Raw genomic sequence first — 26,492 nt, 5'->3', positions numbered from 1 at the left:
AGCCGGGCGCGTCCGAGGAAGGCCTCGCTGGCGTCGACTTGCCTGTGGAGCCCAAGGTCGCACGGCCATCCATGCTGCACGACGACCTCGGAGCACAGGAGGTCCAGGTCGAGTCGCAGCTGGGCGTGACGGACCCGATCGCCATGTCGCAGGTCCGTGATGCGTTGACGCAGCTGAGCCGCGAGCGCGGGACGCAGCCGCACGTGCTGCTCATCATCTACCACCGGCAAGGCGCCGAGACGGTGCGGCTGATCGAGGGGGTCGGCGTCGTCATCGGCCGCGATCCGAGCGCCGACGTCGCGATCCCCGAGCGCAGCCTGTCGCGACGCCACGCGCGCTTCACGTTCCAGCGCGGCGACGTGCTCATCCAGGATCTCGGCTCCACGAACGGCACCTTCCTGAGCGGGCAGCGCGTCGAGCACGGCGTCTTGAAGCCCGGCGACGAGGTGATGCTCGGGGAGATCACGGCGTCGCTGCGCGTGATCGCGAGCGCCGAGCTGCCGGCGCTGAACCTCGACGCGCTCGACGGGCGTCGTGGCGCCTCGGAGCGGAGAAAGATGCCGAGCATCGAGAACCTGGTGGGCGGACCCACGCCGGTGGGCGGGCTGCGCACGGTCGGAGACGAGGGGCTCGTGATGCGCAGCCCCGCGATGCGCCCGGTGCTCGAGACCGCGATGCGCCTCGCGCGCTCGTCCGCGCCCGTGCTGCTCCAGGGCGAGACGGGGACCGGCAAGGACGTGCTCGCGCGGCTGATCCACGAGGCTGGCCCCCGCCACAAGATGCAGATGATCCGCGTCGGATGCAGCGGCGTGCCCGCCCAGCTCCTCGAGAGCACGCTCTTCGGCCACGAGGCCGACGCCTTCCCCGGCGCGGTCCACGCGCAAGAGGGCGTCTTCGAGACGTGCGCGGGCGGCACCGTGGTGCTCGATGAGGTCGGCGACCTCCCGCCCTCCTGCCAGGCCGCGCTGCTGCACGTCCTCGACACCGGTCGCATGGTCCGCGTCGGCTCGACCAAGGAGATCGAGGTGGACGTGCGGATCGTCGCGACCACGTACCGCGATCTCGAGGCGATGTGCGAGGCGGGTACGTTCCGTTCGGATCTGCTCTACCGGCTCAACGCGGCGCCGCTGCGCATCCCGCCGCTCTGCGAGCGGCGGGAGGACATCGGACCGCTGGCGCAGCGCTTCCTCCGGCAGGCGAGCGAGGTGCACCGCAGGAACGTGCGCTCGCTCGATCCGGAGACGCTCGCGCTCCTGGAGCAGTACCCCTGGCCGGGCAACGTACGCGAGCTGCGCAGCGCCATCGAGCGCGCCGTGGTCATCGCGCGGGGGCATGTCATCACCCCGCTCGACCTGCCGGAGAGCATCCACTCGCTCTCGACGCCCAAGCGCTCGACGCCGCCGCCCGATCGGGCCCCCGTCGAGCTCGCAGGGCCCCCCAGCTCCGCGCCGACGATCGGGCTCAAGGCGCAGATGGACCGTCTGGAGACGGAGATCATCCTCGATGCCCTCCGCGGCACCAACGGCAACCTGGCGATGGCCGCTCGGCGCCTCAGGATGCCGCTGCGCACGCTCCAGGAGAAGATCGCGAGCCACGGCCTGAAGCGCTCCGACTACCGGGACGGCCCGCCGTCGCGGTCGAAGTAGCGAGGCGCGCTAGCCTTCGTCCTCCAGCACCGCCAGCGCCGCGTTGTGCCCGCACGCGCCGTGGACCCCGGCGCCTGGGTGCGCATAGGACGAGCCCAGATACAGGCCGCGGACGGGCGTGCGGTAGCGGAAATAGGGGAACACCGGCCGGAAGATGAGCTGGTGCCGGATGTCGGCCGAGCCTCCGCCGAGATCGCCGCCGATGAGGTTTGCATCCATCGCCTCGAGATCGTCCGGCGCCCAGATCGTCCGGGCGATGATCCTCTGCCGGAAGCCAGGGGCGAGCTCCTCGATCCGCGCCTCGATGCGATCGGCGAAGCGCTCGCGCGAGCCCGCCCAGCCGCCCTCGATGGAGGAGGGGACGCGGGAGTAGGCCCACAGGGTGTGGCGGCCGGCCGGCGCGCGCGTCGGATCGACCAGCGACTGCTGCCCGATCACGAGATAGGGGTGCTCGGGGAGCGCCCCGGCGCGCACCTGCCGCGTGAAGGCCGAGAGGTCGTCGAGGCTGTCGCCCGCGTGCACGACCGCCGCGCGCGCGGGATCCTCGTGGGACCACGGCGTCGGACCGTCGAGCGCCCAGTCCATCTTGAAGGTGCCGAACCCCTGGCGGAACCGGCGCATGGCGCGCTGCACCCGCTCGGGAACCAGCTCTGACGCGAGCAGGCGGAGGTAGAGCGTCGGCGCGGCGAGGTCGGCGACGATCGCGCGGCGGGCGCGGAGCTCCTGTCCGTCCTCGAGCCGGACCGCGACCGCCCGTCCCTCCCTGGCGATGATCTGGTCGACGCGGGCGCCGCAGCGGAGGGCGCCCCCGCGCTCCTCGACGCGCCTGAGCAAGGCGCTCGTGATCGAGCCGGCGCCGCCCTCGGGCACCGCGAAGCCGCCGCTCGAGGCGAGCACGGTGAGCATGAAGCCGACGATCGCTCCGCAGGGATCGTCCGGACCCACGTCGGTGTGGAGCGCGAGCCCGGGGACGACGCGCCGGGCCGCCTCTGTCCGGAAGGTGCGCGTCGCGAAGCCACGTCCGCTCGAGAGGGCCACCTGCGCGAGGCGGAGCAGGTTGAGGGGCCCGAGCCGGAGCAGCGGCCCGAGGGCGGGCGGCGTGGACAGGAGCGCGTTCAGCAGCCGCTCGCGGGTGGCCGCGTGCCACCCCGCGATCCGGCGCCACGCGGGGCCATCTTCGCCGAGCGACCGCGCCGTCGCCTCGACGTCCCGCGCGATCGAGGCGCACGTCCCGTCGGGCGCCGGGTGAGCGCTGTCGATCGGCGCGTGCCGCCACACGAGGCCGGCCCCGGGCAGATCGAGCGGCACCAGCGCGGGGCTCGTCTGCCCGAAGGGGAAGAACGCCGCGCCGAGATCGTGGCGGAACCCGGGGAGCGTCACCTCGCGCGTGCGGACCGCGCCGCCCGGCTCTCGCTCGGCCTCCAGCACGAGCACCGAGAAGCCCGCGCGGGCGAGGTACGCCGCCGCCGTGAGGCCGTTCGGTCCCGCGCCCACCACGATCGCATCAGGGTCTCCACTCTGCATCGTCGTCTGCTGCTCCTCAGCCCACGAGCTGCGCGCTTGCCATGGCGCGGTTCGAGGCGATCGCCTGGCCGCTCCGCCCCGCCACGAGCACGCCGACGGCGAGCACGTCGGGGAACATCGCGACGCCGCGCTGCGCGGCGCGCGCGGGCGCGACGCCATCGGCGAGCCAGTCATAGACGGTCCGCGCGAGGAAGCGGCGCGCGATCTCCTCGCCGACGCCGGTCGCCGCCACGGCGCCGTGCGGGCCAGCGTAGATCCCCGCGCCGAGGAGCGGCACGTCACCGACGCGGCCACGGAGCGAGTAGGTCGACCCGCCCGTCGACGCCGCGGCGGCGAACCGGCCGTGCGTGTCGCGCACGACGGCCCCGACGGTGTCGCACTCGATCGGCTCGGCGTCGAAGTTCCAGAACCGCGTCGCCGTGAGCGCACGGAAGCGCGCCGCGTCGTTCGTTGTCTCGTCGTCTCCACCCTCGCCGCGCAGCGCGGCGAGGGCGCGGGCGTGCTTCCGGCGCGCCTCCTCGGTGACAGGATCATGGTCGGCGAACCCCAGCCGGCGAGCGAACGCCGTCGCGCCGGCGCCGGCGAGGAGCAGGTGCGGCGTCTCCATCACCTTCGCGGCGACCAGGACGGGGTTCTTCACCCGCTCGATGCACGCCACTGCGCCGAACCGTCCGTCGCTGGCCATCACGGCCGCATCCATCTCGACCGTCCGCCCGTCGAGGCGGAGGTTCGAGCCCGTCCCGGCGTTGAAGCGTGGGTCGTCCTCGAGGCGCACGGTCGCTCCGATCGCCGCCGCGAGCGCCTCTCCGCCCTCATCGAGCGCGCGGCGCGCCTCGTCGGCGGCCCTGGCGCAGCTCTCCGAGCCGCTCTGCGGCGCGGTCACCCCGCCGTGCGTGAGGATGACGTAGTTCACGTCGTTCTCCTGCGCGTACCACGACGGCGCGCCGCCGCGAAGGCAGCCTGGCGCGCGGCGGCCGGTGGGGCGAGCGGCATCGCTCCAGCCAGCGGGAGGGCGGCGCGGCTCCGGCGCTGGGACCGCTGCGCTCGACACCCTGCCGCGCTCCTGATACGTCGCGCGCTCAGCCCGGAGCGGGGCCGGCGCCAGCCGACCGTCCGCAGCGGGACGAAGGCGGCCCGGTCGAAGGCCGCCGGCCAAGCCGCCCATCGAGGAGAGCAGAGACCGTGGCCAAGAACGAAGCGCCGAAGACCGCCATTACGCCCACCCGCAACGAGGACTACCCGGAGTGGTACCAGCAGGTCGTGCGCGCGGCCGACCTCGCGGAGAGCTCCCCGGTCCGCGGCTGCATGGTCATCAAGCCGTGGGGCTACGCGATCTGGGAGAACATCCAGCGCGAGCTCGACAGCATGTTCAAGGCGACCGGGCACAAGAACGCCTACTTCCCGCTGTTCATCCCGAAGTCATTCCTCGAGAAGGAAGCCGAGCACGTCGAGGGGTTCGCGAAGGAGTGCGCCGTGGTCACCCACCACCGGCTCGTCCCCGGCCCTGGCGGCGGGCTCATTCCCGACCCTCAGGCCCGGCTGGAGGAGCCGCTCATCGTGCGCCCCACGTCCGAGACGATCATCGGCGCGGCGTTCGCGAGCTGGGTGCAGAGCTACCGGGATCTCCCCTTGTTGATCAACCAGTGGGCGAACGTCGTGCGCTGGGAGCTCCGGACGCGCCTGTTCCTGCGGACGGCGGAGTTCCTGTGGCAGGAGGGGCACACGGCGCACGCGAGCGAGGCCGAGGCGCGCGAGGAGACGCTGCGCATGCTCGGGGTCTACGCGACGTTTGCGCGCGACTTCATGGCGATGCCCGTCCTCGAGGGGCCGAAGACGGCGAGCGAGCGCTTCCCCGGGGCGGTCGACACCTATGCGATCGAGGCGATGATGCAGGATCGGAAGGCCCTGCAGGCCGGGACGAGCCACTTCCTGGGGCAGAACTTCGCGAAGGCGAGCGGCATCAAGTTCCAGACCAAGGAGGAGACCGAAGAGCACGCCTGGACGACGTCCTGGGGCGTATCGACGCGCCTCGTCGGCGGGCTGATCATGACCCACAGCGACGACGACGGCCTGGTGCTCCCGCCGCGCCTCGCGCCCGCGCACGCCGTGATCCTGCCCGTTTACCGGGGCGACGACACGCGCGCCAAGATCGACGAGTACATCGACGGGCTCGCGAAGGAGCTCCGGGCGCAGCGCTTCGGCGAGCGCCGCGTCGAGGTCGAGATCGATCGGCGGGACATCCGCGGCGGCGACAAGCAGTGGGAGTGGGTGAAGAAGGGCGTCCCCCTGCGCATCGAGATCGGGCCGCGCGACGTCGACGCCGGCGTGGCCATGGTGATGCGCAGGGACCGCTCGCCGAAGGACAAGTCGAGCATGGCGCGCGGGGAGCTCGTGGGCCGCATCACCGAGATCCTTGGCGACATCCAGGCGACCCTCTACGCGCGCGCGCTCGCCGTGCGCGACGGCAACACGCACGTGATCAACAGCCGCGCAGATTTCGACGCGTTCTTCGCGTCGACCGGGGGCAAGGAGGCGCAAGGCGGGTTCGCGCTGGCGCACTGGTCCGGCGATCCGGAGATCGAGACGGCGGTGAAGGATGCGCACAAGGTGACCATCCGCTGCATCCCGACCGGGGGGTTCGAAGGGGCGCCGTGGGCCGACGCGCTGACGGGTGAAGGGCAGTGCATCTTCACCGGCAAGCCCAGCCCGCGGCGCGTGGTGTTCGCGAAGTCGTACTGAGCCGCGGCGGTTCGCAGGGCGCGCGCCGGCGCGTCGGCGCGTTCTCTCACCGAAAAGACGCCGCGCGCTTCCTCGCAGCAGCGGCGCCTCAACGGCGAAGGGCCGGGAGCACGTGCTCCGTCAGAATCGCGGGGAGCAGCCGCAGCTGCGCGCAGTGCTCCCCGGGGCCCGTTCCGGCGTAGCCGCGCACGTAGAGGCTGCCGCCGTCGTACATCCGGGTGAGCCGCAGCGCGTCTCCTGCCTCCGCCGCGCGGTCGCCCGGCGCGCCGGGTGCGGCGGAGGGGGCCTCGTCCCCGCTCGAGGTCACCGCGATGGGGGTGGCTCCGAGCTCGCGAAGAAGGAACGTGGCCGCCTCTTTCGTGGACGCGTAGCCGCTGGTCGGGACCTCGGTGTGCGTCAGGTAGAAGACCGGCGCGCCGCGCGCGGCGGCGTTGGCCAGCGCGACGTACGGGGCGAGCTGCCCCTGCGCGAGCGACGTCTGCCCCGGCATGTAGGAGCCATAGAGGGAGTCGAGCAGGATCAGCGCATCCAGGTGGCTGCTCCCGCGCTCGACGATCCTGCCGATCGCGCCGGACCCAGCGCTCCAGGACGACAGCACCAGGCGGCGCACGTGCGCGCCCGCGCTCCCGGATGCGCTCTCGACCTCGCGGTCGATCGCCTGGAGCAGCGCGTCCCAGGTGCCGCCCTCGAGCGCGCGCGCGTAGTCGCTCGATCGGGTCCCCACGTCGACCCCGGCGATGACCAGATCCATGTCCCTGGGCGCCAGCACCTTCCGGACAGGCTCGGCGCCGTGGAAGTGGATCAGAAGATCGTAGCCGCCATCCGAGCGAATCGCGTGCGCCGGCGGGACGAGGAGCCTTCCCAGCGGAAGCGGACGCCATCGCTCATAGACGCCGAACCCTTGGTCGGCAAAGCCGCACCCCGCTTGCGCTTCGTGCTGATCGAGCGCCGCGCGCTCGGGCTCACCGCCCCTGGGCAGGGGCGACGGCTCCGCGGACGCGCTCGCCTGCGCCTGGGCTGGCGAGGCGCTGGACGCTCGGCTCCGCCGCAACAGCAGGGCGCCGCCTACGACGCCCAGGCTTGCTGCCAGGAGGAGCGCGTCGCGGAGCTGCCGCGCCCTGCGGCCGCTCAGAACCCGGGGTTGGTCACGGTCGGTACCCACTTCGTCGATGGACGCTTGCCCGGGGTTGTTCTGCGCGCGCTCGTGGCGCTCGATCCAGCAGCCGTCGCGCTCGGCGTCGCGGCGGTCGTTGCACCTTTGGCCGTCGGGTCCGGAGCGCGCGCCCCGCGCCCCTCCGGGTCGCTCGCCTCGGGGGCCGACCGAGCATCCACGCCGCCGTGGTCGGCCAGGAGCGTGGGCGCGCCGTCCGGCCTTGGCGCTGCGCCCGTCGTGGCCGCGGTCGCCGCCGGGCCAGCGCCGTGGGCGTGCACCGTGAGCTCCTCGGACGTGCTCTGCTGCGGCGCGGTCCGCCGGAGCCACATCACCCCGGCGCCCAGCAACGTGATGAGCGCGAGCGCAGCGGCTGCGACCCGCGTCCCCGAGCGGCGGCGCGCCGCCGGGACCTCGATCGGGCCCAGCTGAGTGTCCTGGCCAGGCGAGCTCGGGATCCGCGACTCGGATGGCAGCGACGGCAGCGCCTGTCGCGAGGGCGCGGGCGTGCTCCGGCGGGGCGCGGGGAGCTGAGCGTTCGGGTGACCAGGAGGGAGCTGCGTGAAGAAGAGCTCGCTGATGCTGTCGCGAACGAGCATCACCTCGGGCGGGTGGGCGGCGCGCTCGTCGAGCATGCGGACCGTGTCGCGCAGCGCTGCGCGCCGGCGCTGGTTGCGCTCTCCCAGGAGCCCGCGCACGAACGCCCCGACGTCGTGGTCCGTGACCGTCGGCTCCCTGGCCAGCACGGCCTCCAGGGCGCTCTCCAGCTCGAGCATCGTCTGGTACCGCCGCTCCGGCTCCTTCTGCAGGCACTTCATCAGCACCTGGTCCAGCTCGGGCGGGAAATCCGGGTTCTTCAGGCGAGGCGAGAGCGCCGGTCGCGAGGTGATGTACCTGAGCGTGAGGAGGTCGTTCTCTGCGGCGAAGGGGTGCTCTCCCGTCGTCAACTTGTAGAGCACGATCCCCATCGCGAAGACGTCGGTGCGCCGGTCGACCCGCTCGCCTCGCGCCTGCTCCGGGGACATGTACGGCACCTTGCCCTTGATCTGTCCCGCGGTCGTGTCGTTGTGCGTGCGGTTGGTGGCCTTGGCGACCCCGAAGTCCACGAGCTTCACGTGGCCGTCGTACGTCACGAGGATGTTCTGGGGTGACACGTCGCGGTGCACGAGCCCGAGCAGCTGGTCGTCGTTCTGCGGGTCCCGGAGCTCGTGCGCGGCGTGCAAGCCGAGGCAAGCGCGGCCGAGGACGCGGAGCGCGATGCGCAGCGGGACGGCCACGCCGCGCTTGCTCGCCGCCTTCGCGATGACCGACAGCGCCTCGCCGTCGACCCACTCCATCACGATGTAGAGGACGTCGTCCTGCTCGCCGAGGTCGAGGAGCTCGGCGACGTTCGGGTGATGGATCCCCGAGGCGAGCCGCGCCTCCTCGAGGAACATCTTCTCGAACTGGGGATCATCCGAGAGCGACGGCAGCATCGTCTTGATGGCGACCGTCTTCTGGAAGCCACGACGACCCTTGTGGCGCGCGGCCCACACCGTGGCCATTCCCCCCTGCGCGATGGGCAGGAGGAGCTCGTAGTGCCCGAGCTCCTTTCCCGGCAACAGCTGGGGTTGGGGGTTCATGACGTCGTGCGGCGCGCTCCTGACCGATACGCGGGGACCTCGGAAGCTCGATCAAGTCTAGCCATCCGGACCCTGCGGTCACGATATGTGGTACTGATTACAAATTAGACCAGCGGAGCTCCTCGCCGCGGCAGGGGATCACGCGCCGGGCGGGACCGCCTGTCCCCAGAGCTGCTGGTAGATCTCGCTCAGCTTCTGGTGGGTCTCGGACGAGAAGCCGTTGGTCGCGTAAGGCCAGCGGAAGCCGTCTCCCATGGCCTGGTTGCACGAGAAGGAGACGAGCAGGTCGACCGGCGTGGGGTTGTTCGGCCGCACCATCGAGATGCCCAGGCCGGGATAGAAGCAGTTGCCGCGGTCCGCGGTGAAGCTGTCCTCGTCGCCGAAGACGTCGAGGATCTGGTCCTTGAGCTCCTCGTCGGCGTCGCTGGTCGTGAGCTGACGCTGCTGGAGGATGACGAAGTTCTTGAAGCGCGGCTGCGCGGGCAGGACGGGCGTGCTGGCGGTCTGCCCCGGGATGAGGTTCGGCGGGATGAGCCCGGGCAGCGCCTGCTGCAGCCCCTGAAGGGCTGCCTGCCCCATCTGCTGCAGCTCGGGCGGGATGCCCGGGATGAGGGTGGGGGCCCCGGTCGTCGCCACGGGCGTCGGGGCCAGCTCCTGCCCCTGGAGGCGGAGGACCGTGATCTGCGCCTTGTCCATCTCGTCGAACGGCGCCGTACGGGCCGCGCAGCCGAAGACGAGGGGGGCCAGCAAGGCGATGCCTGCGAATGTACGGGTGGTGAGGTTCATGTTCACTTTGACGGTCGTCTAGCACGGCTATGCGCCGGAAGGTGAACAGCGACCGCACACGGCAGGCGCCCGCGCCCGCGCCGCCCCCGGGCGGGCTTCACATGGTGCTTGCGCCGAACTCGTACAGCGCCCGGATCTCGGTCAGTCGCGCCGCGATGTCGGCTCGAGTCACCGTCGCGATCCGCCGCGTGCCGACCGCTTCGACGCAGAACGACGCCGTCGCCGTCGCATGGAGCATGCCGCGCCGGAGCGCGAGCGGCGTGATCTCCGGCTGGCACGCCAGGTAACCGATGAGCCCGCCGGCAAAGGCATCGCCGGCGCCCGTGGGGTCGATGACGTCCTCGAGCGGGAAGCCGGGCGCGGCGAACACGCCCTCCTCGTCGAAGAGCAGCGCGCCGTGCTCGCCACGCTTGATGATCAGCCGGCGCGGACCGCGGGACAGGATCTCCTTCGCCGCGCGGCGGATGTTGTACTTGCCCGAGAGCTGGCGCGCCTCCTCGTCGTTGACCACGAGCGTGTCGATGCGGCGCAGCATCGCCGCGACCGCCTTCGGCTCCCCCTCGATCCAGAAATTCATCGTGTCGGCGAGGACGAAGCGCGGCGCGCGGACCTGCTCGAGGACGTCGAGCTGGAGCGCGGGATGGATGTTGCCGAGCAGCAGGAAGGGCGTGTCGCGGTAGGTCTCCGGCAGCTTCGGCGCGAACGACGCGAACACGTTGAGCTGCGTGTCCAGCGTCGTGCGATGGATGAGATCCACGTCGTAGCGCCCGGCCCAGCGGAACGTCTTCCCTGGAGCGCGCTCGACGCCCTCGATCGAGATCCCTCGGGATCGCATCGCCGCGAGGGTCTCTTCGGGGAAATCATCGCCCACCACGGCCACGGTGCGCACCGGAGCGAAGCACGAGGCAGCGAACGCCGAGTAGGTGGCCGAGCCACCGACGACGTCTCTTTCGTTGCCGGAGGGGAGCTCGAGGTCGTCGAACGCCATCGAGCCGATGATGAGGATCGCGGATGAGGTCGTCACAGGACGCCTCTTAGCCAGGTTTGTGCGTAGCCGCTAGCCGCGCGTTTCGTTTCTGCGACAGCGCCGCTGCGCCGCGGGAGCACCCGAGGCCAGCAGAGCCCGCCTTTCCCCTCGCGCCCCCCCTCGCGCCCCCTCCGACCCGCTGCGCGGAGGAGCAGGTGCAGCTCCGAGGGGCGCTGAGGTCAGCTCAGTCGGCCTTGCGCCGAGGGCCGATGAGCCACTCGAGCCGCGCCTCTGCGTCGGGCGATGACGCGCCGGTCGCGGTCATGATGCACTTCTCCAGCGCGTTACGGGCCGGGCTCTGCGACACGTCGGGGAGCTTGCGGGCAAGGGACTTCGCGACGTCCCGCGCATACCCGATATTGCGGTTGAGCACGGCGATGACCGCCTCGACGCTCACCGCCTCCTCGCTGACGTGCCAGCAATCGAAGTCGGTGGTGAGCGCGAGCGTGGCGTAGGGGAGCTCCGCCTCGCGAGCGAGCTTCGCCTCGGGCAAGTTGGTCATCCCGATGACATGCGCGCCGAACGTACGGAACATGCGGCTTTCGGCCCGCGTCGAGAACTGAGGGCCCTCGATGCAGACATAGGTGCCGCCGCGGTGGACGCGCGCGCCTGTGGCGAGCGCCGCGTCGTGGACGGCGCTCGCCAGGATCGGGCACACCGGATCGGCGAACGGCACATGGGCGACGAGGCCCTCGTCGAAGAACGTCGAGATCCGCCGCTTCGTGAAATCGATGAACTGGTCGACGACGACGAGGTCGCCAGGCACGATGTCCTCGCGCAGGGAGCCGACGGCGCTCACGCTGAGCACGTGCGTGGCGCCGAGCATCTTCAGCGCGCAGATGTTCGCGCGGTAGTTGATCGTCGACGGCGAGAAGCGGTGCCCGCGGCCGTGGCGCGGCAGGAAGAGCACCGTCGCGTCGCCGCCCTTGACCTGCCCGCGCAGCACCACGTCGCTCGGCAGCCCGAAGGGGGTGGAGACCGAGACCTCCTCGACGTCCTCCAGCCACCCCATCTCGTAGACGCCGCTGCCGCCGATGATCGCGAGCACGTCGCGCGTCGCGCTCATCGCTCGAACCTCCGCTCCGAGAGCAGCCGCTCGCAGAGGGCCGCGCGCCGCTGGCGGCGGCACCGCTCGGCGAAGACGAGCGACCGCAGCTGCTCGTAGGCGCGGTTGATCTCGTCGTTCACGATCACGTAGTCGAAGAAGCCGTAATGCTCGATCTCGCCCTTCGCGTTGCGGAGGCGGCGGAGCGTCGTGGGCTCGTCCTCGGTGCCGCGCCCGCGCAGGCGCCGCTCGAGCTCGGCGAGCGACGGGGGGAGGATGAACACGGCGACCGCCTCGGGCAGGCTCGCCTTGATCTGCCGCGCGCCCTGGTGGTCGATGTCGAAGAGCACGCCGCGCGCGGTGGCGCGGGCGATCTCGATCTCCTTCAGGCTCGTGCCGTAGAGGTGATCGTGCACCCTGGCCCACTCGGCGAACGCGCCGATGCGGATCATCTGCTCGAACGTGTTCGGGTCGACGAAGTGGTACTCCCGGCCGTCGACCTCGTTCGGGCGTGGGCGCCGGGTCGTGTGGGAGACCGAGAAGCGCAGGTCGGGGAACTCGCTGCGCAGCCTCCCGCAGAGCGTCGTCTTCCCCGCGCCGGACGGGGACGACACGATGAGGAGGAGGAAGTCGTCACTGAGTGCTTCGGTCGACATGCTCTCCTGTCACTCGATGTTCTGGACCTGCTCCCGCAGGCGTTCGAGCTCCACCTTCATCGCCACGACGTGATGGGAGATGGCGGCGTCCTGCGCCTTGGAGCCCAGCGTGTTCGCCTCGCGTACCATCTCCTGAAGCAGAAAGTCGAGCCTCCTTCCGCAAGGGTCGCCGCTCGGGGCCGCGAGCGCGCCGCCGAACTGGTCGAGGTGGCTCCGGAGGCGGGTGACCTCCTCGGTGATGTCGCTGCGCTCGGCGAGCAGCATCACCTCGGCCTCGATCCGCGTCGCCTCGAAGCCGGCCTCGACCCCCTGGAGCAGGCGCTCGACCCGCTCGCGCAGGCGGCGCCTGAGCGCCTCGCGCGCCTCGTCCGCGCGCGCGACGACCTCGGACGCGAGCGCGCGCAACGTGGCCACCCGCCCGCGCATGTCGCTGGCGAGCGCCTCGCCTTCGCGCAGGCACATGCCCTCCATCGCGTCGATCGCGCGCTCGATGGCCAGCTTGAGCGCCGCGCGGACGGCCGCGATCTCGTGGCCGCCGGCGGGCGCGAAGAGGTCCGGCACGGCGCAGAGCAGCGAGAGCGGCACGTCGGCGCCCGGCGCGAGCTCGTCGCGGAGCTCCGCCAGGTCGCGGAACGCCGCGCGCGCCTTCGATTTGTCGAGCGTGCTCGGGGCCAGCACCGCGCCCTCGGTGCGCACGATGATCTCGATGCGCCCCCGCCGCAGGCGCTCGCGCGCCACCTGCTCGGCGAACATCGTCAGATCGACGAGCTCGCGCGGGAGCCGCGCGCGCACGTCGAGGAAGCGCTGGTTCACCGAGCGGATCTCGGCGACGACGCGCCCATCGGTGAGCGAAGCGTCACCGAGCCCGAAGCCGGTCATGCTCCGCACGAGCCGCCCCCGCTCTACCTAGCTCGCCTTTTGTCCGCTGTCCGAGGCCCCTTGGGCCTTGGGCAGCGGGACCTTGCCACAGGTCACCGTGGCCGACGCGGCCGCGGGGCCCTTCTCACGGAGCGTCCGCAGGTACGTGACCGTGGGGACGATGCCGTCCTCCCAGCGCACGCGGGGCTCGTACCCGATGAGCTCGGCCGCGCGCGAGATGTCGGCGAGCGAGTGGCGGATGTCCCCGGCGCGGGCGGGGAGGTGCTCGACCGCGACGTCCCGCCCGAGGGCCCGCGAGATCTCCTTGCAGAGCTCATTCAGCCCGATCCTGCGTCCGCCGGCGATGTTGATGACCTCACCCTTGAACTTCTTCGACGACGTCGCGCCGAGGAGGTTCGCGAGCACGGTGTTCTCGATGAAGCAGAAGTCGCGCGTCTGCTCGCCGTCGCCGAAGATCGGGATCGGCCGGCTCTGCAGGGCGGCGTCGACGAACCGCGGGATCGCCGCCGCGTAGGCGCCGTCCGGCGTCTGGTTCGGCCCGAAGACGTTGAAGTAACGCAAGCTCAGGGTCTCGATGCCGTAGATGCCCGCGAAGACCTTCATGTAGTGCTCGCAGGCGAGCTTCGTGACCGCGTAGGGCGACAGCGGCATCGGCTCCATGCCCTCGTGCTTCGGGAGGACGGGCGTCTCGCCGTACGCGCTGGACGACGCGGCGAAGAGCACCCGGCGCACGCCCTGGCGGCGCGCCACGTCGAGCACCGTGACCGTGCCGCCGACGTTGACGGCGTTCGACTCGATGGGCGACTCGACGCTGCGCGGGACCGAGCCGAGCGCGGCCTGGTGGAGGATGACCTCGACCCCCTTGGCCGCCGTCGCGACCGCCGCCGCGTCCCGGATGTCCCCCGTGATGCGCTCGATCAGCGACTGGTGGGGGAGCCCGTCGAGGTTCTCCCATCGGCCGGTCGCGAGGTTATCGAGGACGCGGACCCGCTCGCCGGCGGCGGTCAGCGCCGCGACGAGGTTGCTTCCGATGAACCCGGCACCGCCGGTGATCAAGTAGCGAGGCGTGGACATGTGCGTGCTCCCCCAGCGGGCGCCTACTTCTTCTTGAAAAGGTTGTCGAGCTTGGAGCGAGAATCCGCGATGCGCTTCGAGTTGTCTTCCGGTACGCCGTTCTTGAACGTGAAGAAAGTACAATAATTCGCTCTCTCCCGATCCGGGATGTACTCGGCGATGTGCTCCTTGCACTGGTTGTGCGCGGCCGGGTCCCAGTTCTCGCAGTTCCTGCAGCAGTGGAGGTCGACACCGCAGTGGGGACAGGTGTCCGCGCGCTGGAGCTTCACCTCGAAGATGAGCTCGTTCTTGCATTTATGACAGAAGTGGCGCTTCGCCTCGACCTTCGGAATCCAGCTCATGATGTCCTCCGGTACCACGACGAAGCCCGATCTGGCAGAAGGAACGCTCCGCCTCGGGTATGGTCGCAGGTGGTGCGCGCTTATCCTACAGGCGAACTCCCTGCGGATCGGGCACCGAGGCCATGGGCGGACGGCGTCTCGTGGACCGGCAAACGCCGCAGGCGGTTCGCTTGCTCGGCGGAGAGCCCGCCTGCCTGGCGGCGGCGATTACAGCAGCCCCTTGCGCCGCTGGATCTCGCCCATGACCCGCTGGTATTCGATTTCCCAGGTGCGGGAGCCCTCCTGCACGTGGCGGAGCTTGCCGCGCACCTCGGTGTCGAGCGCCTCGTCCATCTCGAGGTACTTTCGAAGGATGGGCCTTATCCGGCGGCGCAGGTCGTGGTCCTCGACGAACACCTCCTCGACGTTGTTCGAGTGCATCAGCATCTCGAGCAGCTGGTCGAGGAGATAATCCATGGTTTCCTCGCCGGTCTTGATTCCTTTCTGCTCCGCGGCCAGGCGCTTGACCCGGTTGAACTCGCCCTGAGGCAGTCCGCGTGCCTGGAGGATCTCTTTCGCCCGCTCGGTCGCTTCCCGCTCTGCGTGCAGGTAGCTCGTGAAGACCGACTCGACGTCGAGCGCGACCTCTTTCTTCGATTCGCACTCGATATCGCGGTTGTCCACGAGCGCGCGGACGAGTTCTTCTGTGAGGGGAGTAATTTTGCCGCTAAAGAGGCGCATCCAACGTCCGTAGCTGGAGGAGCGGTCGAACTGGCTCCCCCGTGCAGGGGTTCATTCACGGGGCGTGCCCGGCTCGAACCGAAAGGTACGGGCCGGGTATCCAGGATGTCAACGCAAGTGGGAGGTTCCGGCACAAGTCGGGCCCCCCCCAGCCGGTGGGGGCCCCCCGGAACAGTAGGACCGCGACACCGCAAACCGCAGGAGCAGCCGCGATGATGATGGGTAAGGATGCGATGGCACGGAGCGTCAGGGTGCAGCCTGGCGCGCTCGGGAACGACGGTGGACTCGACCTGGACTCCCGCAAACGGCGGGTTGTCCGGCGCGGCGCGATCGGCAACGCGGCCTCCCCGGCCACGCAGTCGGCGCTGGCGGACGGAGGGACGATCCAACGCGTCGCGAAAGGGCGTCACCTCGTGACGCAGGGCGACGCAGCGACCGCGCTTGCCATGCTCAGCCTCGGCCGAGTCCGGCTGGTGCGTGGGATGAGCGACGGGCGCAGCCTGTCGCTCGGCTACAGAGGGGCCGGCGACGTGCTAGGCGAGGCTGCGCTCGGGGGTGTCACGGCCCACCGGGAGAGCGCGATCGCCACGGAGGACGTCGAGGCGCTCCTCGTCCCCCTCGCGACGGTGCGCAACCTGATGGCGACCGACGCCAACTTCGCCGCCGCCATCGTGACCACGCTGGTCGAGCGGCACACGGACACCGAGGAGCGCCTGGCGTCCATGCTCTTCCGCAACGTGGAGGCCCGCCTCTGTGAGTTCCTGCTCAAGGCCGCGACGCGCTGGGGCATCCCCGATCCGCGCGGGGTGCTCATCTCCGCGCCGTTCACCCATCAGGAGATGGCGAGCATGATCGGCTCCACGCGCGAGACCGTCACGCTCACCCTGGGCGATCTCCGTCGCAAGGGGGTGATCGAGATCGATCGCCGCCGGATCGTCGTCCTCGATCGCGACGCGCTGAAGGGCCGCATCTGAGCCCGCTCGTCCGGCGGTGTCATTGAGGGGCTGGCAGGCCTCCTCGATCGAGCGCCGTCGGTCACCGTCCATGCTGTTCGCTCGGCGGCCTCTGCTCCGATAGCCCGACTGCTCCCGGCGTCGCAGCGGTGTTCGCCGCCCTGCTCACGCGTGCCGCTCTCCGGGGACCCACCCCCGATGTCTCGCGGATCTCTCCGGTCTGCCCACTCGGTTACGGCGTCTGGACGGCGACTCGCGCCGAGCGCGGCGCCTAGCGATCTCGCTTGGGTCCGCCGCTCGCCGGGTCGCGGGTGGAGCGGACCCCGAGCTTGAGCCTGCGCATGACGGCCTGCTTCTGCCGTTCCTTGTACCTGGCGTGGCTCGCCTCGCCGACCTCGTTCGCCGCCTCGGTCTCGCGGTCGATCAGCTGGAACTCGCACAGGACGAAGATGATCGGCCCGAGCGCCCAGGCCGCGGGCGGCGCCATGTCGAGGATCTCGGCGGGGAGCCGCACCGGCAGATCGACGACGAAGTGGATCACGCGGTAGCTCCGATCGCTGAAGCTGTTGTCGCCTGCCGTGAGCCCGTCGTCGACGTCGGTCTGCAACGCGTCGAGCATCGGCTGAAGGAAGGGCCGCGTCTCGCAGTAGCTCCGGAACCGCAGGATCGTGTTGGTGCTCTCGCCTGGCACGACGTAATTGAACGGGAACAGCCGCTCGGACAGGTACAGGAGCACCGGCAGCAGATCGTCCACGGTGCGGCAGACGATGCGGAAGCGGAGCTTGTCGTAGATGGCCGCCGCGGTCGTGTCGGTCTTCGACAGGAGCTTCGTGTAGAGCGAGTCCTTGTTCTTCCGCCCGCCGATGAACTCGGTGATCGGGAAGCCCGCCGCGAGCATGCCGCCGATCACCCGGTACACCTTCTCCTCGACGAGGTGGAAGACGTCCTGGTCCGACATGGGGATCGAGAAGAGGAGCTCGCGCCCGGCCAGGTGATGGATGATGTGCATCGCCTTGAGGATCGTGCAGGCGCAGAGCTGGCGGTGGCCCTTGGCCGAGGCGAGCAGCAGGATCTCCTCGACCGAGGCCCGGGCGACCGGGCTCGGGATCGGGAACTCGAAATGGCGGCGCAGGTACGCGATCGCCTCGTTCTTGACGCTCTCGAGGTGGGCGCGATCCCCCGGCTCGTCCGGGCGGAACTCCTGCGCCAGCAAGAGATCCCGCGCCGCCTGCTCGCCCTGCAGGTTGAGCCTCCTCCAGTCGATGACCGAGTCGCCGCGCAGGATGAGGTGCACGGACTCCAGGTCCATGAGCGTGAAATCTTCAAGCCGCTTGAGCCGGCCGACCGAGGCGTCTTGCGTCATGACCTCACGCTCCCCGAGCGTAAGCGCCAGCGCTGTCGCGCGCTCGGGAAACCCTCGCGTCGAGGTGCAGCAGGCGGCAGCTGGGCGAGAAAGTCAGGAGACAGGGGCGTTCGGCGGGGCGGGGCTCGAGCTCGGGGTGCGGCCGAGCGAAAGGGTCCCGAGGAAGATGCCGATCGTCAATGCGACGACAGCGGCGTGACCGAGGTACGCGCCACTGCAACCAATGGCGGCGAACGGGGCGAGCGCAGCCAGATACCACGGGGTGATCCTCATCGGTTCTCCTTCTCCGCCTCCAGCGGCACTGTACAGGCCGCATGGTCGCTCCCTCCGGGGGGGCACCACGATGCACCACGGTCGTCCCAGTCAGAGCGTGTAAGTGGTTGTAGGATAAGGTGCCACGCCCTGCTTCCGCGGGCCAAGAAGTAGCGGTTTCGGGGGGAACGCATCAAGGGAATTCGTTCTCACATTCCATTCCCACCCGAAACGTTGCCACTGGAAGCAAGAAAATGTCAACAATAACAATGATTTATAATTAAGAGTGAAGGCCTTTCATCAAGGGCTGCGTGCGGCTTGCTGGACGCGAGGTGGTACCTCAGAGACACGCGTCCAACTCACGGCGGTGCCTTGCTTGTCGGTTTCCGGGCGTCAACGGTCTCGTGCGCCGGGCGGCGGCAACTCACGGCGGCGGGGCTCCGGCGCATCCGGATGCTGTCGGGCTCGCTCCAGGAGCGCCGGCCGAAGCGCGCTCCGCGAGGCCGGCGGGAACGCGCGGGGCGCCGTTCAACGCACGAACAGCGTGATCCGGGACTCGTCCGCGAGCGTGACGGCCCGGCTCGTCACGTCGCGCCCGCCCTTCCTGCCGACCGTGATCTCCACCTGGTAGAGGCCGTCCGGGAGCGACACCTTCGTGAGGACAGCCCGTGGGGCCGTGCCCTCGGCGAAGCGCCATGAGCTGTCGATGACCGTCGCCGTGTCGTCCGCACGGTCGCCCGAAGAAGAATCCGTCCACGTCACGTCGAGCTGCACGACAGTCGCTGCGTCGTCGAGCCGCAGCTCGACCTCCCGCTCTTCGGGCAGGCGCTTGAAGAGGATGCTCCCCGCAACCAGCGCACCCAGCAGGAGGATCGCTGGCGCGAGACGCCGGACCCACGGCGGCCGGCCCTCCGGCTCCGCCGGCGTCTCCTCCGGCGCCTCATCGAAATCGTGCTGCGGGGTCGCGCTCATCGAGCTTCAGCGCGCTCGGTTGGTGCGGACGCGCTTCACGAGGCCCTCGATCACCGGCTGCGGCAGGTCGAAGGCGGGCATCTTGTTCTTGCCCTTCCTGATCGTGTCGGCCATCTGGGCGTCGGTCACCCGATCCTGCCATGCCGCGTCGGTGAGGTCCGGGGCGCGGACCATCGGGCCTTGCGGGCCGTCGCCGCGCCCGGCCCTGCCGTGGCAGGTGGAGCAATTTCGCTGCCAGGCGAGCTCGATCAGCCCTGGATCGGTCTCATCGGACGCGACCGGCCGAGCGGCTACCTTGCCGCCCTGGCCCTGCCCCTCGCCGGGGTTCGGCGGATCGTGGTCGTCCCGCGTCCACGGGCGGACGTCGCCCGCCCCGGAGGTGCAGCCGGAGAGGCCGACCGCGAGGAGGGCGATGGAAAGGAGGCGACCCAGGGACCTGTCGTGACGTCTCCGCATGTCGTGGAGACGTACCGATAGTGAAGCTGGTGGGGGAGGCAAGAAAAGAAGGATCGCAGGGCGGCGTCGGCCGCCGGCGCGCGGAGAACGCAGCGGCACCGGCCACCGGCGCCGCTGTCAGCAGAAGGGGAGCGCCCCGACGTGCCCGGGCCCGCGGTGAGCGCGGCGCGCGGCACGAAGCGCGCCCGGGCGCAGCGGCGTCACTTGCAGGCGTCGCCGGCGACCTTGCCGCCGCCGTCCACGGGCTGCTTGTCGACCGCCTTGCCCTTGATGGCCGCGATGAAGAACCCGGTGCGGCGGTTCTGGGCCTTGCCCTCGGGCGTGTTGTTGTCGGCGACCGGCTTGGTCTCGCCGAACCCGACGGCGATGAAGCGCTTGCAGTCGTTCCCCTTCGCGACGAGCCAGCGAGCGACCGCCATCGCGCGCTTCTCGGACAGCGTCTGGTTCGCGGCGTCCTCACCGTCCGAGTCGGTATGGCCCTCGACGCGGAGCAGGCTGACGTCCTCCCGCTGCTTCAGGAACTCGTCGACGAGGTTGAGGACCTCGTCGCTCTCGGGCAGGAGCTTGTCGCTGTTCGTCTCGAAGACCACCGGGCCGGGGAGAGAGACCTCGTTGCCCTTGAGCTTGAACGTCAGCTTGAAGCGCGGGCGGGGCTTCTTCTCCTCCTTCGGCTCGGGCTTCGGCTCCGGCGGGGGCGGGGGCGGGGGCTCGGCCACCGGCTCCTTGCCGGCGTTGAACGAGGCGCTGGCCGTGCAACCCGCCGTCGCGGCGGCAGCGCCAATCATCATCACGGCGCACAGAACGGAAGCGACGTATCTACGCATGGACCTTGTTCTCCTCTGAGGGGCACGAGCCAGAGCTCGCATCGGCGACCCGCCGGGCGGACGCCCTTGGACGGCGGCTCGCCATGAATCTTCACCGCCATCGGGTACTTGCGTGGTGGACGCTCGAAGCGATGCCGACTTCTAGCGAAAAGTCAGGACGAACGAAACCAGGAAGAGGGCGCCTCGCGGCCCGCCCACCAGCGGGCGGACCGAGAGAGCGCGCTGGCAAGACCTCCCTTGCCTCAGCGCGTACCCTGGACGGGTGGGGTCGCTCCTTGAGACGCTCGCGGGGGGCGCGACGGCTCAAGCGCGAGCACGATCTTCGCGGGTGGTCGGAGCCAGCGGAGCAGGCTGCACGTCGCAGGCTGTGGGGATTCCGGCGGGCGCGGGCACCCGGGAGGTGCCCGCGGAGCCAAGGAGGCGTGCGCGACGCGGCGGCCGCCGGTGGATGGGAGTCGCGCGGCGATCAGCCTTCGTCAGCGGGCGCCGGCTGGCACGGCACGCCGGTCGTCTCGGCAGGCGGCGCGATCTCGCCCAGCTGGACCGTCTTCGCGGTGAACCCGATGCCGATGGAGATTGCGTCGCACTCCTTGCTCGGGTCCTGGCTGCCATCCTTCATGATGTCCGAGGCGCGGCGGACCTGGTCGAGGATCGTCTCCAGCGCGGCGCTTTCGCAGAAATTCGGCTGTACGGCGCCGATGACGCCGCGGAGCTCCTCGACGAGGACAGCCGTCTCGAGCACGCCCGCGATGGTCCCTTTGACCACCGATCTGTGATCGGGCGCGAGCTCCATCGCGATCCTCACGTTGCGGATCGTGAGGCCGATGATGGCGTCCGAGACCGTCAGGTTCAGCTGGAACGTGACCTGTGAATCCGGGCCCGAAACCCATGTGTCGTCGACGACGTAGCTGGCCGGGAACACCACCTTGGAGCTCTCGACGTCCTGAGCGTCGTCGAGGAGCTCCGGTACGACAGGCCACCGGTCTGCGCCATCCCAGGCGGGCGCCGCGCCCAGCGTGGCGCCGCCGTAGAGCTTCGCGGTGAGGGGGTTGTAGGACGACCGCTCGCCGAGCCCGTCGACCTTCAAGATCACCGTGAAATCGCCGTTGCCGATGGCGTCGCTGACCCGGGTCGACGGCTCGGTCAGGAGGTTGGAGATGAGGCCGACGAGCTTGCTGCCAAAGGCGTTGTCGATCCCGTCGGCGCCGTCCGGATAGACCTCCGAAGGGGCGGTGTCATCCACCGGCTTGCACAGGTCCTGTGATACGGTGCTGGACATCTTGCCGTCGAGGTTGAACCCGTACTGCTTCCAGCTGCCGGCCACCTTCTTCCCGTCGCGATCGGTATCGCCGAGGAAGAGCCGGTCGATCGCGAACGCGACGCCCTCGCCATCCCCCGCCTGCTCCGGCCCCGGCGCGGGTGGCTGACCGAGGTCGACGTCTTGAACGACAGGCGCCGTGGCCTCGGAGCCACAACCGGCAGCGGACACGAGCGCGGTCGCCAAATACACCGCGACGGCGATACGGGATTGACGCATCATCGACCTCACTTTCTGGAAACCCCACCCCGGATCAGGCAAGTGCTCTCGAACGGGCGCACATGCTAGCGCCGGCCTGCGCGGCTCATCAAGGGCGATCCCCGCTGCGCAATGCGCTATATGTGAGCCCGCCGGCGAGCGCTGGTGGATTGTCCCAGCGCCTCCCGAACTCGCTCTCCGCGATTCTCCGCGATTCTCCACGATTACCGGTCTTTCCCGACTACCACCACGATGAGAAGCCCCCTGGAAGCCTGCTGTGACCGCTGAGTTCATCCACCTCCACGTGCATTCGCAGTACTCGCTCCTCGACGGCTCGCTGCGCGTCAAGGACCTGGCCGCGCGCGCCAAATCGCTGGGAATGCGCGCCGTCGCCTTGACCGACCACGGGAACATGTTCGGGGCGATTCAGCACTACAAGGCCTGCAAGGACCAGGGCATCGGCGCGATCATCGGCTGCGAGGTCAACGTCGCCCGCAGCTGGGGCGCGGCCGCGGGGCAGCTGTCGCGCTCGGGCGTGGACGAGACGCCCGTCGATCACCTCGTGCTGCTCGCCGCGTCCGAGGAGGGCTACAAGAACCTCGTCCGCATCGTCTCCCAAGGGCACGTCGATCCCGCGAGCGGGCTCGCGCCGAGCGTGCGGCTCGACATGGTGGCGCAGCACAACGCGGGGCTCATCGGCTTGACCGGCTGCATGGGCGGCGTGGTCGCCCAGCGGATCCTCGAGCAGGGCGAGGGGGAGGGGCGCGAGGCGCTCAGCCGGCTCAGGGACTGCTTCCAGCCGGGGAGCCTCTACGTCGAGCTGCAGGACCACGGGCTGGTCGAGCAGTCGGTGCTCAACGGCATCCTGGCGCGGGCGGCGGGCGATCTGGGGCTCCCGCTCGTCGCGACCAACGACGCGCACTTCGGCGCGCGCGAGGACGGCGAGGGGCAGCTCTACCTGTCGTGCATCGCGGCCAACCGCACGTTCGCGGAGGCGAGCGCCGCGCACCACGGCAGCTTCGAGATGTTCCTCAAGCCCGCCGACGAGATGATGCACCTGTTCCGCGACCACCCGCAGGCGGTGCGGTCGACGCTCGAGATCGCCGAGCGGTGCTCGACGCTGAAGCTCAAGCTCGGCAAGCCGATGCTCCCGACGTTCCCGCTGCCGAGCGGGTTCTCGGACTCGGCGTCGTACTTCCGGCACGTGGCGCACGACGGCCTCACGAAGCGGCTCGCCCAGATCGCGCAGACGGGCAGGAGAGTGGACGAGGCGACCTACCGCGCGCGGCTCGACATCGAGCTCGACGTCATCGTCCAGATGGACTTCCCGGGCTACTTCCTCATCGTCTGGGACTTCATCAAGTACGCCAAGGACCACGGCATCCCGGTCGGGCCGGGCCGCGGATCGGGCGCGGGCTCGCTCGTCGCCTACGCGATGGAGATCACCGATCTCGATCCGCTCCCGTACAACCTGCTGTTCGAGCGCTTCCTGAACCCGGAGCGCGTGAGCATGCCCGACTTCGACGTCGACTTCTGCATGGATCGGCGCGACGAGGTCATCTCCTACGTCACCAAGAAGTACAGCAAGGAGGCCGACAAACCCTCCGTCGGGCAGATCGCGACGTTCCACGAGCTCAAGGCGCGGAGCGTGATCAAGGACGTCGCGCGGGCGATGGCGTTCCCCGCGAACGAGGCGCAGAAGATCGCGAGCCTCATCCCGCAGAAGAGCCCAGGGATCATGTACACGATCCCCGAGGCGCTCGAGATCGAGCCGAAGCTCAAGGCCCTCAAGGAGAGCGACCCCACGGTCGCGGAGCTCCTGAAGCAGGCGCAGAAGCTCGAGGGCCTGACGCGGCACGCGGGCATGCACGCCGCCGGCGTCGTGATCAGCGAGGGGCCGCTCTGGGATCACGTCCCCTGCTTCAAGAACGGCGAGCAGCTCGTCACGCAGTACTACAAGGACGACGCCGAGCTGGCCGGGCTCGTGAAGTTCGACTTCCTCGGGCTGAAGACGCTCACCGTCATCGACATCGCGGTGCGGCTCGTGAACGCGCGGCCCGACCTCGCGGGCAAGGAGGGCAAGCGCTTCGACGTGAACACGGTGCCGCTCGACGACACCGCCACCTACGCGCTCCTCCAGTCGGGCGAGACCACCGGGGTGTTCCAGCTCGAGTCGAGCGGCATGCAGCAGCTCTTCAAGGACCTCAAGCCGGACGCCTTCGAGGACATCGTCGCCGCCGTGGCGCTCTACCGGCCCGGGCCGCTCGGCACCGGCATGGTGAAGGACTTCGTCGACTGCAAGCACGGCCGCAAGCCGATCGAGAAGATGCACCCGCTCGTCGACGAGCTCCTCCAGCCGACGTACGGCGTCATCGTCTACCAGGAGCAGGTCATGCAGATCGCGCAGAAGCTCGCGGGCTACACGCTCGGCGGCGCCGATCTGCTCCGGCGCGCCATGGGCAAGAAGAAGCCCGAGGAGATGGCGAAGCAGAAGGCGACGTTCGTCGACGGCTCGCTCAAGAACGGGGTGAAGGCGGAGGACGCCGAGCGCATCTTCGGGCTCCTCGAGTACTTCGCGGGCTACGGCTTCAACAAGAGCCACTCGGCGGCGTACGCGCTGCTGACCTACCAGACGGCCTACCTCAAGGCGCATTACCCGGTCGAGTTCCTCTGCGCGCTGATGACGGCCGACCGCGACAAGATAGAGAAGGTCGTGCGGATCATCGCGGAGGGGCGCGCGTGGGGGGTCGAGATCCTCCCGCCCGAGATCAACGAGTCCAAGACCGACTTCACCGTCGTCTACAGCGCGAAGCCGGCGACGAACGGCAAGCGCGTGACCGGCACCCGGCGCGGAGGCTCGCGGGTGAGGGACCCGTACGATCCAAAGATCCGCTTCGGAATGGGCGCGATCCGCGGCGTCGGCGAGTCGGCGCTCGAGGCGATCCTCGAGGCGCGGGACGCGGGCGGCGCGTTCGCGGATCTGTTCGACTTCGCCGAGCGGGTCGATCCGCGGCGGGTCAACAAGGGCGTGTTCGAGGCGCTCGTGCAGTGCGGCGCGTTCGACGCGAGCCTGCACGCGCGGGGCATCTCGCGGGCGCGGGCGTTCGCCGGCATCGACAGGGCGCTCGAGCGCTCGCGCTCCGCGAGCAAGGAGCGGAACAGCGCGCAGATCGGCCTGTTCGCGGCGGTGGCGTCCAAGAGCGAGGTGAGGCTGGACGATTACCCGACGGCCGAGGACTGGGATCTGCGCGAGACGCTCTCGCGGGAGAAGCAGTCGCTCGGGTTCTACGTCTCGGGGCACCCGCTCGATCGGTACGGCGTGGATCTGAACCGCTTCGACGTGACCGCGGTGAGCGCGCTGGCCGGCATGGATGCCTGGGCCAGGGTGCGCGTCGGCGGGATGGTCGAGGGCTACCGAGAGCGCATCTTCAAGGGGGGCGGCGGCAAGATCGCGTTCTTCGTGCTCGAGGACACGACCGGCCGGGTCGAGGTCAAGGTGCGCGAGAAGCAGATCGAGAGCTACGCGGACCTCTTGAACCGGGGGGAGCCGGTCCTGATCTCGGGGAAGATCAGCTTCCCGATGGTGGACGAGGGGGCCGAGGAGGCCGAGGCCGCGCCGCGCGAGCCGACCCTGCTCCTCGACGAGGTGCAGCCGCTCGCCGACGCCATCCTCGCGCAGACCCGGAGCGTGGCGATCACGCTGAAGTCGCGCAGCGCCAGGCGCGAGCACATCGATCGGCTCGGGGCGCTCCTGCGGGCGAGCCCAGGGGTGTGCCCGGTGCAGCTCGTGATCCAGCTCGACGATGGTGCAGAGGCGGTGCTGTCGCTGGGGCGTGATCTGCGCGTCGAGCCGAACGACGCCATGCTCGGGCGGCTCGAGAAGCTGTTCGGCGAGAAGGTGGCCGAGCTCAGGTAGCCGGCTCGTCCGCGCCCGCGTGCTCGGCGGCCCGCACGAGGGCGCCGAGCTTCGCCTCCGCGTCGCCGCGGTCGCTCTGGTGCTTGAGCAGGACGCCGAGCGTGTCGCGCGCGAGCTCCGGCGTCACCGCGCGCTTGCCGAGCAGGAGCAGCGCGCGGGCCCAGTCGATCGTCTCGCTGATCGCGGGAGATTTCCGCAGATCCATGGCCCGCAGGGCGCCGACGAACGCCACGATCTGCGCCGCGAGGCGGGGCTCGATCCCCGGGAGGGCGACCTTCAGGATGGCGACCTCGCGCGACGGAGGCGGGTAGTCCAGGAACGCGTGCAGGCACCGGCGGCGCAGCGCCTCGGTCATCTCGCGCGTCGCGTTCGTCGTCAGCAGGACGAGCGGCGGGTGCGCGGCGCGGATCGTGCCGAGCTCGGGGATCGTGACCTGCATGTCGGAGAGCACCTCGAGCAGAAACGCCTCGAACTCAGGGTCCGCGCGATCGACCTCGTCGATGAGCAGGACGACCGGCGCGGCGCTCCGCAGCGCCGCGAGGAGCGGGCGCGCGATCAGGAAGTGCTCGCTGAAGAACGACGCCTCGCTCCCCGCGATCGCGCGCGCGGCCGCGGCGAGGCTCGCCGCGCCGGCGATCTCCTTCGCGACGGCGTCGCGCAGCAGCTGCGTGTAGAGCATCTGCTTCGCGTAGTCCCACTCGTAGAGCGCCTTCGCCTCGTCGAGGCCCTCGTAGCACTGGAGCCGGATGAGCCCTCGGCCGAGCGCCTCGGCGGCGGCGCGGGCGAGATCGGTCTTGCCGACGCCGGCGGGCCCCTCGAGCAGCAGCGGCCGCGCCATCCGGAGGGCGAGCCAGAGGGCGAGCGAGGTCGCCGGATCGGAGATGTAGCGGGCCGCTGAGAGGCGGGCGTCGAGCTCGGCCGCGGTGGCCGGGGTGTCGTCGCGGGCGCCCCGATCGTCGGGCGCGCCGCCGTCGTGATCCGGAGGAGGCGTCACGGCGGGACGGTAGCACGCCGCGCGCGGGCTATCGGGC

23 protein-coding genes are annotated in these 26,492 nt (G+C 70.3%); 4 read left to right on the top strand and 19 right to left on the bottom strand.

Annotated features, from left to right (window positions below; all coding sequences use genetic code 11):
• The first annotated feature begins 71 nt into the window (after window positions 1–71).
• Window positions 72–1,646 carry a sigma 54-interacting transcriptional regulator gene (locus WMF44_RS20495; protein WP_437300801.1) on the top strand — a complete coding sequence of 525 codons (1,575 nt, stop codon included), beginning with the start codon at window positions 72–74 and terminating at the stop codon, window positions 1,644–1,646.
• Window positions 1,647–1,655: 9 nt separating this feature from the next.
• Here WMF44_RS20495 and WMF44_RS20490 read toward each other — a convergent pair whose 3' ends face one another.
• The gene (locus WMF44_RS20490) at window positions 1,656–3,170 is read right to left on the bottom strand and encodes a phytoene desaturase family protein (RefSeq protein WP_437300800.1); all 1,515 of its coding nucleotides are present in this window, start codon (window positions 3,168–3,170) and stop codon (window positions 1,656–1,658) included.
• A 16-nt stretch (window positions 3,171–3,186) separates the two neighbouring features.
• Complete coding sequence (locus tag WMF44_RS20485; protein WP_437300799.1) at window positions 3,187–4,083, bottom strand: isoaspartyl peptidase/L-asparaginase; 897 nt, start codon at window positions 4,081–4,083, stop codon at window positions 3,187–3,189.
• Window positions 4,084–4,352: 269 nt separating this feature from the next.
• Between WMF44_RS20485 and proS the strand changes: the two genes are divergently transcribed.
• The gene (proS, locus tag WMF44_RS20480) at window positions 4,353–5,909 is read left to right on the top strand and encodes a proline--tRNA ligase (protein WP_437300798.1); all 1,557 of its coding nucleotides are present in this window, start codon (window positions 4,353–4,355) and stop codon (window positions 5,907–5,909) included.
• A gap of 88 nt (window positions 5,910–5,997) precedes the next feature.
• Here the strand turns inward: proS and WMF44_RS20475 are convergent, their stop codons facing one another.
• The 10 genes from WMF44_RS20475 to WMF44_RS20430 all read right to left on the bottom strand — a co-directional run bounded on the left by WMF44_RS20475 (window position 5,998) and on the right by WMF44_RS20430 (window position 15,209).
• The gene (locus WMF44_RS20475; RefSeq protein WP_437300797.1) at window positions 5,998–6,960 is read right to left on the bottom strand and encodes a hypothetical protein; all 963 of its coding nucleotides are present in this window, start codon (window positions 6,958–6,960) and stop codon (window positions 5,998–6,000) included.
• Between the two features lie 77 nt (window positions 6,961–7,037).
• Window positions 7,038–8,681, bottom strand: a complete 1,644-nt coding sequence (locus tag WMF44_RS20470; protein ID WP_437300796.1) for a serine/threonine protein kinase — start codon at window positions 8,679–8,681, stop codon at window positions 7,038–7,040.
• A 138-nt stretch (window positions 8,682–8,819) separates the two neighbouring features.
• The gene (locus WMF44_RS20465) at window positions 8,820–9,467 is read right to left on the bottom strand and encodes a hypothetical protein (RefSeq protein WP_437300795.1); all 648 of its coding nucleotides are present in this window, start codon (window positions 9,465–9,467) and stop codon (window positions 8,820–8,822) included.
• Between the two features lie 97 nt (window positions 9,468–9,564).
• A complete protein-coding gene (locus WMF44_RS20460) occupies window positions 9,565–10,491 on the bottom strand; it encodes a PfkB family carbohydrate kinase (RefSeq protein WP_437300794.1) in 927 nt (308 codons plus the stop codon).
• Between the two features lie 187 nt (window positions 10,492–10,678).
• The gene (gene mtnP / locus WMF44_RS20455; RefSeq protein ID WP_437300793.1) at window positions 10,679–11,560 is read right to left on the bottom strand and encodes an S-methyl-5'-thioadenosine phosphorylase; all 882 of its coding nucleotides are present in this window, start codon (window positions 11,558–11,560) and stop codon (window positions 10,679–10,681) included.
• Window positions 11,557–12,195, bottom strand: coding sequence for a guanylate kinase (gene gmk / locus WMF44_RS20450; RefSeq protein WP_012236392.1), 639 nt, complete (start codon window positions 12,193–12,195; stop codon window positions 11,557–11,559). Before gmk ends, mtnP begins: the two co-directional genes overlap by 4 nt.
• Window positions 12,196–12,204: 9 nt before the next feature.
• The gene (locus tag WMF44_RS20445) at window positions 12,205–13,074 is read right to left on the bottom strand and encodes a YicC/YloC family endoribonuclease (RefSeq protein WP_437301583.1); all 870 of its coding nucleotides are present in this window, start codon (window positions 13,072–13,074) and stop codon (window positions 12,205–12,207) included.
• A 27-nt stretch (window positions 13,075–13,101) separates the two neighbouring features.
• Window positions 13,102–14,148: an SDR family oxidoreductase gene (locus WMF44_RS20440; protein ID WP_437300792.1), complete on the bottom strand. Its 1,047-nt coding sequence runs from the start codon at window positions 14,146–14,148 to the stop codon at window positions 13,102–13,104.
• A gap of 23 nt (window positions 14,149–14,171) precedes the next feature.
• A complete protein-coding gene (locus WMF44_RS20435) occupies window positions 14,172–14,489 on the bottom strand; it encodes a hypothetical protein (RefSeq protein WP_012236389.1) in 318 nt (105 codons plus the stop codon).
• 207 nt (window positions 14,490–14,696) lie between these two features.
• Window positions 14,697–15,209, bottom strand: coding sequence for a DUF507 family protein (locus WMF44_RS20430; protein ID WP_012236388.1), 513 nt, complete (start codon window positions 15,207–15,209; stop codon window positions 14,697–14,699).
• Between the two features lie 233 nt (window positions 15,210–15,442).
• Between WMF44_RS20430 and WMF44_RS20425 the strand changes: the two genes are divergently transcribed.
• Complete coding sequence (locus WMF44_RS20425; protein WP_231864933.1) at window positions 15,443–16,183, top strand: Crp/Fnr family transcriptional regulator; 741 nt, start codon at window positions 15,443–15,445, stop codon at window positions 16,181–16,183.
• Window positions 16,184–16,433: 250 nt separating this feature from the next.
• On the opposite strand, the gene WMF44_RS20420 is transcribed toward WMF44_RS20425, so the two are convergent.
• From WMF44_RS20420 to WMF44_RS20395, 6 genes are all read right to left on the bottom strand, one after another.
• Window positions 16,434–17,525: a TIGR04552 family protein gene (locus WMF44_RS20420; protein ID WP_437300791.1), complete on the bottom strand. Its 1,092-nt coding sequence runs from the start codon at window positions 17,523–17,525 to the stop codon at window positions 16,434–16,436.
• A gap of 93 nt (window positions 17,526–17,618) precedes the next feature.
• A complete protein-coding gene (locus tag WMF44_RS20415; protein ID WP_012236385.1) occupies window positions 17,619–17,798 on the bottom strand; it encodes a hypothetical protein in 180 nt (59 codons plus the stop codon).
• A gap of 507 nt (window positions 17,799–18,305) precedes the next feature.
• Window positions 18,306–18,749 (bottom strand): hypothetical protein, encoded by a 444-nt coding sequence (locus WMF44_RS20410; RefSeq protein WP_437300790.1) that lies wholly within the window; start codon window positions 18,747–18,749, stop codon window positions 18,306–18,308.
• Between the two features lie 6 nt (window positions 18,750–18,755).
• The gene (locus tag WMF44_RS20405) at window positions 18,756–19,205 is read right to left on the bottom strand and encodes a c-type cytochrome (protein WP_437300789.1); all 450 of its coding nucleotides are present in this window, start codon (window positions 19,203–19,205) and stop codon (window positions 18,756–18,758) included.
• Window positions 19,206–19,405: 200 nt separating this feature from the next.
• Window positions 19,406–20,029 carry an OmpA family protein gene (locus WMF44_RS20400; RefSeq protein WP_437300788.1) on the bottom strand — a complete coding sequence of 208 codons (624 nt, stop codon included), beginning with the start codon at window positions 20,027–20,029 and terminating at the stop codon, window positions 19,406–19,408.
• Between the two features lie 466 nt (window positions 20,030–20,495).
• Complete coding sequence (locus WMF44_RS20395; RefSeq protein WP_437300787.1) at window positions 20,496–21,569, bottom strand: hypothetical protein; 1,074 nt, start codon at window positions 21,567–21,569, stop codon at window positions 20,496–20,498.
• Window positions 21,570–21,822: 253 nt separating this feature from the next.
• Here WMF44_RS20395 and dnaE point away from each other — a divergent pair, with 253 nt between their 5' ends.
• Window positions 21,823–25,461 carry a DNA polymerase III subunit alpha gene (gene dnaE / locus WMF44_RS20390; protein ID WP_437300786.1) on the top strand — a complete coding sequence of 1,213 codons (3,639 nt, stop codon included), beginning with the start codon at window positions 21,823–21,825 and terminating at the stop codon, window positions 25,459–25,461.
• Here dnaE and WMF44_RS20385 read toward each other — a convergent pair.
• Window positions 25,454–26,455, bottom strand: coding sequence for an AAA family ATPase (locus tag WMF44_RS20385; protein WP_437300785.1), 1,002 nt, complete (start codon window positions 26,453–26,455; stop codon window positions 25,454–25,456). The genes dnaE and WMF44_RS20385 overlap by 8 nt on opposite strands.
• Window positions 26,456–26,492 lie beyond the last annotated feature (37 nt).

It is taken from the genome of Sorangium sp. So ce426, from assembly GCF_051475585.1.
Taxonomy (GTDB): Bacteria; Myxococcota_A; Polyangia; order Polyangiales; family Polyangiaceae; genus Sorangium; species Sorangium cellulosum_B.
This window is presented reverse-complemented; position numbering and strand designations above follow the sequence as displayed.